The sequence below is a fragment of the Burkholderia sp. PAMC 28687 genome (assembly GCF_001577465.1).
In the GTDB taxonomy this organism is placed as follows: Bacteria; Pseudomonadota; Gammaproteobacteria; order Burkholderiales; family Burkholderiaceae; genus Caballeronia.
Genome location: NZ_CP014505.1, coordinates 1,824,083 through 1,837,851 on the forward strand (window position 1 = coordinate 1,824,083; position 13,769 = coordinate 1,837,851).

At 61.4% G+C, this 13,769-nt stretch carries 12 protein-coding genes; 6 read left to right on the forward strand and 6 right to left on the reverse strand.

Annotated features, from left to right (window positions below):
• Positions 1 to 124 precede the first annotated feature (124 nt).
• The 6 genes from AX768_RS08320 (at position 125) to AX768_RS08345 (ending at position 5,303) form a co-directional block, all read left to right on the forward strand.
• Positions 125 to 670 carry an NUDIX hydrolase gene (locus AX768_RS08320; RefSeq protein ID WP_061999564.1) on the forward strand — a complete coding sequence of 182 codons (546 nt, stop codon included), beginning with the start codon at positions 125 to 127 and terminating at the stop codon, positions 668 to 670.
• A gap of 15 nt (positions 671 to 685) precedes the next feature.
• The gene (gene aat, locus AX768_RS08325; protein WP_061999565.1) at positions 686 to 1,429 is read left to right on the forward strand and encodes a leucyl/phenylalanyl-tRNA--protein transferase; all 744 of its coding nucleotides are present in this window, start codon (positions 686 to 688) and stop codon (positions 1,427 to 1,429) included.
• A 136-nt stretch (positions 1,430 to 1,565) separates the two neighbouring features.
• Entirely contained in the window at positions 1,566 to 2,438 is an 873-nt protein-coding gene (locus AX768_RS08330; RefSeq protein ID WP_062000877.1) for an arginyltransferase, read from the forward strand.
• A 143-nt stretch (positions 2,439 to 2,581) separates the two neighbouring features.
• The gene (locus AX768_RS08335; protein WP_061999566.1) at positions 2,582 to 3,622 is read left to right on the forward strand and encodes a quinone-dependent dihydroorotate dehydrogenase; all 1,041 of its coding nucleotides are present in this window, start codon (positions 2,582 to 2,584) and stop codon (positions 3,620 to 3,622) included.
• A gap of 126 nt (positions 3,623 to 3,748) precedes the next feature.
• Complete coding sequence (locus AX768_RS08340; protein ID WP_061999567.1) at positions 3,749 to 4,543, forward strand: cystine ABC transporter substrate-binding protein; 795 nt, start codon at positions 3,749 to 3,751, stop codon at positions 4,541 to 4,543.
• Positions 4,544 to 4,643: 100 nt separating this feature from the next.
• Positions 4,644 to 5,303 (forward strand): amino acid ABC transporter permease, encoded by a 660-nt coding sequence (locus AX768_RS08345; RefSeq protein ID WP_061999568.1) that lies wholly within the window; start codon positions 4,644 to 4,646, stop codon positions 5,301 to 5,303.
• Positions 5,304 to 5,328: 25 nt separating this feature from the next.
• Here AX768_RS08345 and lepB read toward each other — a convergent pair whose 3' ends face one another.
• From lepB to AX768_RS08375, 6 genes are all read right to left on the reverse strand, one after another.
• Positions 5,329 to 6,006, reverse strand: a complete 678-nt coding sequence (lepB, locus tag AX768_RS08350; protein ID WP_062000878.1) for a signal peptidase I — start codon at positions 6,004 to 6,006, stop codon at positions 5,329 to 5,331.
• 92 nt (positions 6,007 to 6,098) lie between these two features.
• Positions 6,099 to 7,079 (reverse strand): Gfo/Idh/MocA family protein, encoded by a 981-nt coding sequence (locus AX768_RS08355; protein WP_061999569.1) that lies wholly within the window; start codon positions 7,077 to 7,079, stop codon positions 6,099 to 6,101.
• A gap of 231 nt (positions 7,080 to 7,310) precedes the next feature.
• Positions 7,311 to 8,066: a FadR/GntR family transcriptional regulator gene (locus tag AX768_RS08360; protein WP_061999570.1), complete on the reverse strand. Its 756-nt coding sequence runs from the start codon at positions 8,064 to 8,066 to the stop codon at positions 7,311 to 7,313.
• A gap of 296 nt (positions 8,067 to 8,362) precedes the next feature.
• Entirely contained in the window at positions 8,363 to 9,940 is a 1,578-nt protein-coding gene (locus AX768_RS08365) for a mannose-1-phosphate guanylyltransferase/mannose-6-phosphate isomerase (RefSeq protein ID WP_062000879.1), read from the reverse strand.
• A 219-nt stretch (positions 9,941 to 10,159) separates the two neighbouring features.
• Positions 10,160 to 11,620 (reverse strand): oligosaccharide flippase family protein, encoded by a 1,461-nt coding sequence (locus AX768_RS08370; protein WP_061999571.1) that lies wholly within the window; start codon positions 11,618 to 11,620, stop codon positions 10,160 to 10,162.
• Between the two features lie 229 nt (positions 11,621 to 11,849).
• On the reverse strand, positions 11,850 to 13,721 hold the full coding sequence (locus AX768_RS08375) for an alpha/beta hydrolase (RefSeq protein WP_075357835.1): 1,872 nt from the start codon (positions 13,719 to 13,721) through the stop codon (positions 11,850 to 11,852).
• Positions 13,722 to 13,769: the final 48 nt, after the last annotated feature.

The following is a 13,769-nucleotide window of genomic DNA, read 5'->3' on the forward strand; positions in this document are numbered from 1 at the left end:
GCACCCGATCCGGGGCCATAGACCATCCGGACAAGTCGCCGATGCAACCGCAACGCGGCCGCGACCCGTCCGCGCGCCCCGGCCTCGGTGATACACTCGCACGACACTTTCAGACTTCTCCCCTATGAAATTCTGCTCCGTCTGCGGCCACGAAGTTAGCCTGCTTGTGCCTCCCGGCGACAACCGCGAACGTTTCGTCTGCGGCAACTGCGGCACGGTGCATTATCAGAATCCGCGCAACGTGGTCGGAACCGTCCCTGTCTGGGACGACAAGGTTCTGCTGTGCCGCCGCGCGATCGAACCGCGCTACGGCTTCTGGACGCTGCCGGCGGGTTTCATGGAAATGAACGAGACGACCAGCGAAGGCGCCTCGCGCGAGACGCTGGAAGAGGCCGGCGCACGCGTCGAGATCCAGAGCCTCTTCACGCTACTGAACGTGCCGCATGTGCATCAGGTGCATCTGTTTTATCTGGCGCGTTTGCTCGATCTGGATATCGATGCCGGCGAGGAAAGCCTCGAAGTGAAACTCTTCGATGAAAGCGAGATTCCCTGGGACGAAATTGCGTTCCCGACCGTCGGCCAGACGCTGCGTTTCTTTTTTGCCGATCGCGCCGCCGGCACCTATTCGCTGCACACCGGCGACATCTTCCGCTCACTGCGCGAAGGCTGAGCGCCGCCCCGCATCATGGTTCCATGGCTCGCATCCGACGATCCGTTTCCGCCCGTCGAGCGCGCACTCGGCGAGGCGAGCGGCGCGCCCGGTTTGCTCGCGGCGAGCGCCGAATTGCAAAGCTCACGTTTGATCGATGCCTATCAGCACGGAATTTTCCCCTGGTATTCCGATGGCCAGCCCGTCCTCTGGTGGAGCCCGGACCCCCGCATGGTCCTGATTCCGGATGAATTCAAGGTCTCGGATTCACTTCGCAAGACGCTGCGGCGGGTGTTAAAAGACGCAGCGTGGGAAATTCGCGTCGATCACGATTTCGCCGGCGTGATGCGCGCGTGCGCGCAGACGCCGCGTGAAGGCCAGCGCGGCACGTGGATCACGGCGGACATCGTGGAGGCGTATTCGTCTTTACACCGCGACGGACGCGCGCACAGCATTGAAAGCTGGTTCGAGGGCAGGCGCGTGGGCGGTCTTTACGGCGTGTCGTTCGGGCGGATGTTTTTCGGCGAATCGATGTTCGCGCACCGCACTGATGCATCAAAAATCGCGCTCGCGGCACTCGTCGGACACTTGCGCCACCATAAAATAGAGATGATAGACTGCCAGCAGAACACGTCGCATCTGGCCTCGCTGGGCGGGCGCGAGATCACGCGGAAGGCATTTCTGCGACACCTTCGCTACGCCGTGTTCGAGCCGCCGATTCCCTGGCAGTTCGACAAGTCGGCACTGCTCGCCACGCTTGGGGTCAATGCGGAAAGCTGAGAGCGCCCGAGCCAATCGCGACGGCAAGACAATTCAACGCAGGATCGAGTATTTCGAACACAGTGCCTTGTTTGGCCGGCAACGTCAGGCCGGCAACACAACGAGGCGACAGACGTTTAGAACGAGAGCTGCCAACGTGACTCACCCCAATGAGCTGCCGCTTTCACCGCTTTCGGCGTTGCAATTCTATGCAACGGCGCCGTATCCCTGCAGCTACCTCGACGGGCGCATCGCCCGCTCGCAGGTGGCGACGCCCAGTCACCTGATCAACTCCGACGTCTACACCGAACTCGTCAAGGCCGGCTTCCGGCGCTCGGGCGTGTTCACGTACCGGCCTTATTGCGACGGTTGCCGGGCGTGCGTGCCGGTGCGTTTGCCTATCGATGGATTCAAGCCCAACCGCACCCAGCGGCGCGTCTGGAAACAGCACGGCGACCTGGTCGCGAGTGTGGCTCCGCTTCACTACGACGAAGAACATTACGCGCTCTACATGCGCTATCAGTCGGCGCGGCACGCAGGCGGCGGCATGGATCGCGACAGCCGCGACCAATACGAGCAATTTCTGCTGCAAAGCCGGATCAATTCGCGCCTGGTGGAATTTCGCGAGCCGGTGGCGCCGGTCGAAGCTGCCGCGAGCACGGAAAGCGACGACGGCAAGCCCAGCGACGATCCACCCGCGAAAGGCGTGCTGCGCATGATCAGCATGATCGACATCCTGGGTGACGGCTTGTCTTCGGTGTACACATTCTTCGAGCCGGACATGCCGCACACGAGCTTTGGCACCTACAACATCCTGTGGCAAATCGAGCAGGCGCGCAGCCTCGACCTGCCTTTCGTGTACCTTGGCTACTGGATTCGCGAGAGCGAAAAGATGGCATACAAGGCGAACTTCCGGCCATTAGAAGGATTGATCGATGGCCGCTGGGATCTGCTCGATCCCCTTACGATGCACTCCGCCGGAACGCCGCCGATGCCCGGCAAGATGGCCGCTGACAAACCGCGTCGCTAACGGCGGCACGCGCCGGGTTACTGCCAGGTCCGCCCCAAACGGATTTTTCCGCGAAATTCAACGTTCCGACACAGCTTTTCGGCCGTCGCCATTAAAGCCGCTAAAATGGCGCGTCTCAATTTTTGCCGTTCCGGCCTCTCCTCGTGTTCAGTTCCCTCTACCCGCTTGCCCGCGCGCAACTTTTTCGCATGGATGCGGAAGATGCCCACCATCTGACGCTGCGCATGCTCGGCGCCGCCGGCCGCACCGGTTTGTCCGGCATGCTCGCCGAGCGCGCGCCCGACTCCCCGCGCACCGTCATGGGCCTGAACTTCCGCAATCCGGTCGGGCTCGCGGCCGGGCTGGACAAGGACGGCGCGTGTATTGACGGGCTGGCGTCGCTGGGGTTCGGGTTCATCGAAGTGGGAACGGTCACGCCGCGCGCCCAGCCCGGCAATCCGCGCCCGCGCATGTTCCGGCTGCCGGATGCGCAAGCGCTCATCAACCGGCTCGGCTTCAATAACCGCGGCGTCGATCAGTTCGTCGAGAACGTGCAGGCGGCGCGGTATCGCGGGATTCTGGGGCTGAATATCGGGAAGAATGCCGATACACCCATCGAACGGGCCGCCGAAGATTATTTGTATTGCCTCGAGCGCGTGTATCCGTTCGCGAGCTACGTGACCATCAACATCTCGTCGCCGAACACGAAGAACCTGCGCCAGTTGCAAGGCGCGGGCGAACTCGACGCACTGCTCGGTGCGCTGAAGGACAAACAGCAACGTCTTTCCGACATGCACGGCAAGCTCGTGCCCCTCGCGCTCAAGATCGCGCCCGATCTCGACGACGAGCAGATCAAGGAGATCGCCGCCACGTTGCTGCGTCATCAGATCGACGGCGTGATCGCCACCAACACCACGCTGTCACGCACCGCTGTGACCGGCATGAAACACAGCGATGAAGCTGGTGGTCTGTCCGGCAAGCCGGTGTTCGAGGCGTCGAATGCGGTGATCCGAAAGTTGCGCGTGGAATTGGGCAATGCCGTGCCGATCATCGGCGTGGGCGGCATCATGTCAGGCGATGACGCGCGTGAAAAACTGGCGGCGGGGGCATCGCTCGTGCAGATCTACACGGGCCTCATTTATCGCGGACCCGCGCTCGTGACAGAGTGCGTGGAAGCGCTGTCGCGCCAGCCAGCCGCTGTATGACGCGCGAAGCATCCCTACCCGTTCTCATAACCACATGAGGAATCGATCTGAAGCGGTCGTGGCGTTTTCGCTATCATCGCGGCACTTCAGATTACCGATAAAAACTCGGACAAAGGCAAACAACACATGAAATTGACTCTCTTCAAGAAAGTGCTCGTGGCAGCACTGATCGGCGCGTCGCTCTCGGCGGTCGCCCACGCAGAAGATCTGCTGGATTCGGTCAAACAGCGCGGCACGTTGCGCATTGGCCTGGAAGGCACGTTCCCGCCGTTCAACTCGAAGTCGCCGCAAGGTGAACTGGTCGGATTCGATGTGGATATCGCCAAGGCTATCGCGGCGAAACTCGGCGTCAAGCCGGAGTTCGTCACGACCGAGTGGAGTGGCATCATCGCCGGTTTGCAGGCAGGCAAGTTCGATGTGATCGCGAACCAGGTCGGCATCACCGATGCCCGCAAGCAGACGCTCGATTTCTCCCCGGCCTACACATATTCGAACGCCCAGCTGATTCAGCGCAAGGACGACACGCGCGACTTCAAGACGCTCGACGACCTGAAGGGCAAGAAGCTCGGCGTGGGCCTCGGCACGAACTACATGGACATGGCGAAAGCTGTTCCGGGTATCGATGTCAAGACGTATCCGGGCGCGCCTGAATACTTGCGCGATCTGGCATCGAACCGTCTGGACGCCGCGTTGAACGACCGACTGATGCTCGCGTACCTGATGAAGAATTCGCAGTTGCCGCTGCGCACCGGCGCGAACGTCGGCCCGGGCAACCCGTCGGGCATCCCGTTCAAGAAGGGCAATCCGAAGTTCCAGAAGGCCATTGATGACGCGATGACCCAGCTCGAAGCCGATGGCACGTTCGCCAAGATCTCGGACAAGTGGTTTGGTATCGACGTGACCAAGCCGGCTGTAAAGTAAAACCGGGCGCTCCGCGTTCGGCATCGGGGCGGCGTCTTGACGATGCCGCCCTTGGCTTTTGATACCCGCCTCGATCGATAAGAAGCCAACTCAATCCCTCATGTCCACGACATCCCTGCTCGTTCAATCGATACCGGCACTGGCCCAAGGCGCCGTGCTGACGATCAAGTTCGCGGTCTACTCCATGTTCTTCGGCCTGATAGCCGCCGTCGTGCTTGCGGTCATGGGCATCAGCCGCAGCAAGACGCTGGTGGGGATCGGACGCGTTTATGTAAGCGTGATGCGCGGGACGCCGCTGCTCGTGCAGATCTTCGTGATCTATTACGGGCTGCCGAGCCTTGGAATTTCGCTCGATCCGACCCCGGCTGGGGTGATTGCGTTATCGGCGAATGCGGCCGCGTATTTGTCGGAGAGCATGCGCGGGGCAATTCTCGGGATCCAGAGCGGGCAATGGCTGGCGGCGTATAGCCTTGGGCTTTCCAGGTCGCAGACGCTTCGATATGTGATCGGCCCGCAAGCGTTGCGCATCGCCGTGCCGAGTCTTTCGAACAGCCTGATCAGCCTCATCAAGGATACGTCGCTGGTTTCCGTGATTACGGTGACCGAACTGCTGCGCAGCGCGCAGGAAGTGATCGCCGCCACATACCAGCCCTTGCCGTTGTATCTGGCCGCCGCCGTGGTTTATTGGGTGCTGTGCAGCGTGCTGGAATTCGTGCAACGGCGGCTCGAGCGGAGACTGGCACTGCCGGGAAGGCATTAAACGGCACTTAGGCTTAGCCGTCTCCTTAGCCGTCCAGCCGCGCGCCGAATCTTCCCAGGCGCGGAAAATAATGTTTTTCCGGGTCGAGCGAATACGCAACCCTTCTCGCCCTTCCCATCAGTTCATCGCGCGGAAAAAAACCGAAATAGCGCGAATCCGCGCTGTCATCGCGGTTGTCTCCGAGCATCAGATACTGCCCCTTCGGAACGGTCACCGGCCCGAACGAGCGCCGTGGACTCGGCGCGAGTACCGACAACCTGACCACATGCGAAACGTGCCCGAGCTTCTCATCGAGATACTCGCCCGGTGACGATGAATCACCCGCCACGCCCGCAATATCGACAGGCTGGTAAGCAGCGCGTTTGCCATCGATGTAGAGCACGTTGTCACGCATGGCGACCACGTCCCCAGGCAGACCGATCAACCGCTTCACGATCAGTTCCTTCGCCGCCGACGAATCCACCGTCACGATGTCCCCACGCTGCGGATCGTGCAGATGCAGGATCGCTACATGGGTGAACGGGACGCGCAGATCGTAAGCCATCTTGTCCACGACGATCCGGTCGCCTTCGCGAATGGTCGGCAACATGGAACCGCTCGGCACCACGTTCCAGTCCGCAATCGCGCTTCGAAACAGGGCCATCAGAACCAGGAACGCCACCAGCTTGCGATTGTCGCGCCAGAATCGGGATAAGAATCGCATGGTAAAAATGCCCTGCATGTGAAGACGTCGCAGCGTATCGCGACAGTCTGAAATGACGCTTAAACAAGTTGGTGCGCGGCGAGACCGGTCTGTCAGTCGGTCTCGAACGGGAAATGCACGCCGAGGTCGCGGCGGGCGGCGTCGGTGATGAAGATCATTTGCATCGATACCGCGTGACGCATGACCGGACTTTCAATCGCCCCAGCGCGCAGCAGCTCGCAAAAGTGCGCGGTTTCGTAGTTCAGGCCACCGCCTTCGAAGGGTGCATCGAGTTCGACCGTGCGGCCATCTACGTAGCGAACCGTTGCGCGCGCGGGGTTCCACCAGTTCTCGTGAATCGTGACCGTACCGCCGGTCGCGGCAAGCAACGCGTCGCCCTTGCCCTGAAGATCCATACCGCAAAAGATCTGCGCGACACCGCGTTCATGGCGCACATTCAGGCTCGCAAAACTGTCGACGCCGCTTTGCCCGAGCCTGCCGAACGTCTGCACTTCAAGCGGTTCGCCGAGCCAGTCGACCGCGAGGAACGCTTCGTAAATGCCGATATCGAGCAACGCGCCGCCGCCCATGTCCATCGAATACGAAGGATGGTCGAGCGGGACATTTGCAATCGAACACCCGGCGCGTACAAGTCCAATCTGGCCGATGGGGTCCGCCGCCAGATGCTCGCGCAATTGCGTGTAGAGCGGGTAGAACGGCGGTTTCATGGCTTCCATGAAGAGGAGCTTCGAAGACCGGGCGGCGTCGATCATCTGCTGCAACGCGCGTGCATTGACGGCGGCCGGCTTCTCGCAAAGCACGGCACGCCCCGCCTTGAATGCACGCAACGCATACTCGGGATGACTGTTCTGCATGGTCGCAATGTAGAGCGCGTCGATATTTTCGAGCATTGCGTCGAAGCTTTCGAAGGCCTTCGTCTGGTATTTGTCGGCGAATGCGCGCGTTGGCTCCCCCCGGCGCGACCAGACGCCTGCGAGCTGCGTGCCCGGTACGAACGCCAGCCCTTCGGCGAAGCGGTGTGCAATGCGTCCCGCGCCGACGATACCCCAGCGAATCGTGCTCTCTTCGTTCATTTGCTGCGCTCCGTGATTTGATGTCGATGACTCAATGACGCTCATTGTCCACTAAGGGAGCGATCGCCGGGAAGCGTGAACAAACGGCAGGGAGTTAAAAAGACGAGAGGGAGTGAAACGTTTGCGCAGGGAAGAACCCCGGAGACGGCGCCTGAAGCGCCCGGTCACGAGAAACGTGACCAGAAATCTCCCGGAACCGTTCCGGGATCAAGCATGCAGCACGTGCCGAAATCAGGCGCCCGCTGACTGTGATTCGTCGATCGGCGGAGACGAACTGTCCTCGCGTCGTTCAAACGAAAACGCGCGGCCGACTTCTTCAGCCGTGACATCGATCAGGCGGCTCATCGCACGTTCGGCCGCGGCGGCATCGCGTGCACCGATGGCTTCCACGACTTCGCGTTGCGCGCCGAGCGTAGCTTCACGCATCGTCGCAATGCCTTGCACGATCGGATATACCGTCACCAGCGCCCCACGCACGATAGCCGTCATCTGCTGGAAGAACTGGTTTCCGCTCGCCGCAACAATGCGTGTATGAAGCGCGACATCGGCCGCCTGGAACTCGGGCTCGCCCGTTTCAAGCGACGACAATGCGTCGAACGCTTCGCGGATCCCGGCAAGCTCGTCGGGTGTCGCGCGAGCCGCAGCCAACGCAGCCGCACGCGGCTCGATCAGCATCCGGAACTCGATCACGTCGCGTAAAAACGCCTGGTCGGGCGTGGCCCTGAAACGCCAGCTCACGACGTCTTCATCGATCAGCCGCCAGTCGCTCATCGGCCGGATTCGCGTGCCCGTCTTGGGGCGTACGTCCAGCATGTGACGCGCGAGGAGCATGCTGAGCGCCTCCCGCATCACGGTCCGACTCACGTCGAACTCCTTCGACAAAACATCCTGCGGCGGCAGGATCGCGCCGTACTTCTGTTCGACGATGCCCGATACGAGCCCGTCCATCACCTTGGCCACCAGTGACCGCTCTTTATTTTCGTCCATCACCCCTCTCCCCTTGCGCCCCACATTGTGTCCCTGCGTATCCGGAAAGCTTCCCCAAGCTCCCGGAACCGCACGCCCGTGCAAAGCCGATGAACCAGCAGTGCCGCTACGTGCTCGATAAATTGCGTGTTCAATACCGCGAACGCCAGTCGGAATGTCCCTCTCAAGGGTTATCCCTTTGCCTCTCTCGCGTCCGCGGCGCTGCTTCGGCAACCGCTGTATTAAGTACTCCGTGATTCCTGTTGCCTTGTTGCCCTGAGCGGTGGCCTGTGTTCTTTTTTGCTTCGCCGTTCAGTTCATGCATTCGTCTTGCGGGTCTTTTTTTCCGCCACGCGTCCATACTGATCGTCGAAGCGAACAATGTCGTCTTCGCCCAGGTACGTACCCGATTGAACTTCGATCATTTCCAGCGGCGTCTTGCCGGGATTTTCCAGTCGATGCGTCGTGCCAAGCGGAATGTAAGTGGACTGGTTTTCGGTCACGAGGAATGTCTCTTCACCTCGGGTAACAAGTGCCGTGCCGCATACGACGATCCAGTGCTCCGCGCGATGATGGTGCATCTGCAGCGACAGCCGCTGACCCGGCTGCACCACGATCCGCTTCACCTGGAAGCGCTCGCCGTGATCGATCGAATCGTAGAAGCCCCACGGACGCTGTACCTTGCGATGATCGTGCGCTTCTGCGCCCTTCGCTGCTTTCAGACGGCCGACCATCGCTTTCACTTCCTGCACGCGGTCCTTCGATGCCACGAGAATCGCGTCAGCCGTCTCCACCACGACCACACCGCTCACGCCCACGCATGCAACGAGCCGTCCGTCGGAATGCGCAAAGCTGTCGTGCGACCCTTCAAAGAGCACGCGGCCACGCGCCACGTTGCCGTCTTCGTCTTTCTTCGACATGTCCCACACTGCGTCCCACGCACCGACGTCGGACCAGCCGGCTGCAAGGGGCACGACCACGCCCGGGAAACCCGGCTCGTGTGCGATGCGTTCCATCACGGCGAAATCGATGGAGTCCGAAGGGCATGCTTCGAAGGCGGCGACATCGAGTTGCGTGAAGCCGTCCTGGTGCAATCCGCGTTCGAAGGCCGCGATGCACGCCGCGTGAATAGCCGGTTGAAAGTGCTCGATCGCGGCGAGCCACACGGATGCGCGGCACACGAAAATGCCGCTGTTCCAGAGATATTCGCCCGATGCAAGGTACTGCTCCGCAATCTCGCGCCTGGGCTTTTCGATAAACCGTTCAAGCACGTGCGCTTCGATCGCGCCAGTGATCGAACCCTTGAGCGCCGCACCCGCCTTGATGTATCCGTAACCTGTTTCGATCTTGTCCGGCACGATGCCGAGCGTGACCAATGCACCGCCTGCCGCGTGTTCGATCGCGGTCGCGATGGTGCGCTGGAATGCGTCGGGATCGGAGACTGCATGGTCTGCGGGCATTGCGACAATCACGGGATCGACGCCTGGAACGGTTGCCTGGGCAGCCCATGCAGCGAGCGTAAGCGCCGGCGCCGTATTGCGCGCACACGGTTCGAGCACGATGCGCGCATGGCGCCCATTACGCTCGATCTGCTGTGCGGTCAGCAATTTGTGTTCCGATCCGCATACAACGATGAGTTCGTCGGCAGTCTCGAGTTGCAGGGCGTGGTCGTCCTTGCCGGATGCTTCAAGACCATCGAGACCGTCGAGACGACGCAGCGTGGCCTCCAGCAAAGACTCCGAACCCATGAGTTCGATCAGTTGCTTGGGGAACTGCTGCCTCGACAAAGGCCATAGCCGCGTGCCTGAGCCGCCTGCAAGAATGACGGGCTGCACACGCACGCTCGCGGCACTCTCCACGGCAGCGCTCCCGAGGGGATGGCTGGACACGTCCACGGTGACTCCTGATGCGTAAAAGCTGATTGGGGGCTGAACGCGTCGAACAGGTGCGGACGCGCGGAACACACGCATCGATTGATGCGTCATTTAAACAGGCAAATATTTTTAGTTCTGTGCGCGCGCGAACGCCCGCACGCTGTTACGTCTTCGGCGCTTCATGACCAGGACCCGCGAATCTCGCAGATGTCACGCAACGCAAAGTCGACGCTGGGCCCGTCACCCCGCGCTAGGGAGCAAGCGCTGCCGCAACCGCGCCGCGACCTCACGCAATTCGCTCGATTCGAACAACGACCATCCGAGGTTGCCCACCACCAGCGCCACGCAGATTGCTGCCATGCTGCTCAGCGAATCCATGTAGTCCGCGCACAGCGTCGCGACGATCAGGAACGCCAGATGTCCGGCCATGTTGCGCACGATGGGTTGCGGCTTGAGCTTCGAAAAGTAGAGGAACGCCGCGTAGTCGAAGAAGGTTTTCGCGACCACTGCAACGCCCGCGCCCAGCAACCCGTACCAGCGAATTCCCAACCACAGGACCAGCGCGAACACCGGCAATCCGATCCAGCCGACCCGCGCCACTTGCGCCGGATTGGCCTTCGCCTGTATCAGCACGCTCATGATGCTTGACTGACCGGCAAGCCACACGCCAATCACAAGCACCCGTCCGACAGGAGCAGACTGAACTGCCATCTCGTGGCCAAGCCATACGTTCAGGAACGGTGCGAGGGCGAACAGTGCGACCACCACGCAGGGCGTGAACGCACAGTTGAGGAACGCCAGGGCCTGATGCGACAACGCGCCGGCGTGTTCACTGCCCGAGGCGGAAAAGCGCGGGAAGAGCGTGCGCAACATGGCGCTTGGCAACAGGTTCAGACGCGTGACGAGGTTCTGCGGCGTGGCGTAATAAGCCACGGATTTGGCACCCAGCATGGAGCCGATCACCACGCGGTCCAGCGTGGTCGCAATCATGTTCGCGCCCGAGAACAACAATAGCCAGCGCCCATAATTGAAGAGCTCGCGGATCAGCGGCCATTCAGGTTTTGCGACACCGGTGATGCCGAGCGCGCGGAACGTGCCATAGCCCAGCAGTAGTGCCGCAAGGAAGCGCGCGATGACCGCAGCCGGCACGACCACCGCCAGCGACGGCGAGATCAGGTACAACGCTGCAAGCGGAAGCAACTGGAACATGAACGTGCCGACAGTCTGGTTCGTGTTGTACAGCGTAAACTTTTCCATGCCGCCGATCGCGCCGCTGAAGACCCACGACACATTGGCGATCGGTACGGCAATCGCAATCCAGGGCAGCGATTGCAGCACTTCGCGCTGGAACGCCGGCGCGATGGTCGCGATATGCACCACGTAGATATACGCGCCGAACCAGATCATCACGGCACCCGCGAACCCGGTCGCGAGGTTCAGGAAGAACGCGCTCCAGAAAATGCGCTGGATGCTGCCGTCGTTTGCATCACGCGCCTTGGCGATGTAGTTTTCAGTCGCCATCGAAATGCCGAGATCGAGCACGCTGAAGTAGCCAATCAACGCCCACACAAGATTGATCACGCCATAACGTTCGATACCCATGCCATGGATATAGGCCGGCACCGTCGCGAGCGAGACGAACACGGGCAGGATGAGCCCGGCGAAGTTGATCGCGATGTTCTTGAGGAGACTTTTTTCCATTGAGCGACGGACCGATTACAACAAATCAAACAGGATGAACCCGGGGACCGCGGACAGCTTGCGGTGATGCGCGACACGTCCAGGACGTGCCGCGTAGTGCATGAAACAACTGTCCGGCCTGCGAGTTTCTGATGCACCGGAACAATCAGACAATTGACCGCTAGGGTAAAACCCTTGCGCCCTGGGGTCTGTGCGAATTCGAACGCATCAGGGCGCGCTTTGCAATTGGTTACATTCGCTGCGCCTGACGTGGCTCGAGAACCTCCGTATGGCGCTCCTTGGTGCGTTCAACTGGCGCCTGGAAGACAGGCAGGATCGAGCGAAAGCGCGGACGCCGACGCTTGTGACCCAACGTTTGTTGCGACTCGTCACGAACGAATGCAGCAAACGAAGCCATCAGTTCCTCGCGCGCCGGATAAGAAAAACAGGCGTGGTCGAGCGTCTCGCTGTGGATCGTCTCCACGTTGCGCCATTTGCGCATGCGCCAGCCGCCCGCGCCAAAAAATATCGCGAACTCTTCCAGGCCGGCATCGGCATTGCCGTACACAAAGCGCACCTGGACGCCGCGCTCGCCGAGGCCGCGCACCATTGCCCGGACACGGGAGCCAACCGAGTTCACGCCCACTGTGCGTTCCGCAAGATACGCGATGCTCGCCGTGAACCGTGTACCCATGCGCCGCACGAGTTCCTTTGCGATCGGTGCGACCTCGCGCTGGCCGCGCAAGACACGCTTCCATTTGCGCGCGTTCACGAACGAACGGATGAACGTGCTGGTTGCCGTTCGCGGACGGTCATCGTTGCTGAAGAGCGGCACCGGATCTTCCGGGGAGTTGAATTTCGGCGTATTCACGAGGGTCAGCGACCGGATATAGGGGCTGACCGTTGCCGCTTGCAGGCAAAGATATGCGCCCGAACAGACGCCGAAGCACGAGACGTCGTCAAGACCCCGCGCAGCCAGATAAGCCGCGGCGGCAGCCACGTCGTCACAGCTTTCGCGCATGAAAAGCATGGAGACCGGACGTTCGTCGACGGGCGCTGCGCTGTCGCCGAGGGCGCCGACATCGAAACGAAGCGACGTTACGCCTTCCCGCGCAAGCCGGCGTGCGAGCGTCACGGAAATGCGCGCGTCGCCAATGCGATGCGTGGCGCCCGGGTTCACGAAAATCACCGAGCGGCGCGACGCCGTGCCTGATACCGGCTCGCAAAGAATGCCGAAGAGACGGCCGTTGTCGAAGATTACTGGGGTTTCGCGCATGCCGTTGTCGACGAGCACCGCTGCCGGAATGTCTCTCGCGATCGCCGCGCCGGAAAACGCGGGCGCGCCCAGCCATTCGACGATGCGCGCGATCGCCGCACGCGGCGTTTCCGTCACGCCGGATTCCTGCATGAACGCGCTGCATTCATCAAAGCTTTCAAACGATGCGTCGGCGCCGGCAGCCGAGCAGGCATCGACGAGTTTCCTGGCGCGCACCGGATCGTACGAATCGAGCACGAGCAGACGGCGCGGCGGATGCTCGACGAGGCGCGCGTCGCGCAACAGGTCGAACTTGCTCAGCTTCGCCACGCTCGATGCCACCAGACGATGCCCCACGGCTTCTGCATAAGCAGCGTCGGCGGGCGCCGGATCCACATAGATGCCGCCCGTCTCGAGCCAGTTCTGTTGCAGCAAGCGCAACTCGCGCAGATATTGACGGCCCGATGCAACTGGCGCCAGCAGCACGAGCTCACTGATCTCTTCATCAGCCGCGACCATCGCAGCAAGCGTTGCCCCGAGGCGTAACCCGCACAACGCGACTTCGGTCACGCCGGTGGTTTGCTTGAGGAAAGCGACTGCCGCGCGGATGCTTTGCAGCCATCGCTCGAGCTGTTCCCGTCCATCGCCGGGATTCTCGGATTCACCGGCGGAGTCGCCCGTGCCGGCGTAGTCGAAGCGAAGTGTCGGCGAACCGGCTGCAGCAAGTTCTTCGGCCAGCACGCGCCAGCCCTTGTGTATCCACATTGCCTCGCGGCCAAACGGCTGACACAGCACGACCCCTCGTGCGGCGGATGGCACGCCCTCGTGTAGCCAGCCAAAGCAGTCATCGAAAGTTACAGGCTTCATCTCGGCATTGCGCCCGGAAAGGCGTCGTTATTAAGTTGTTTGCGTATT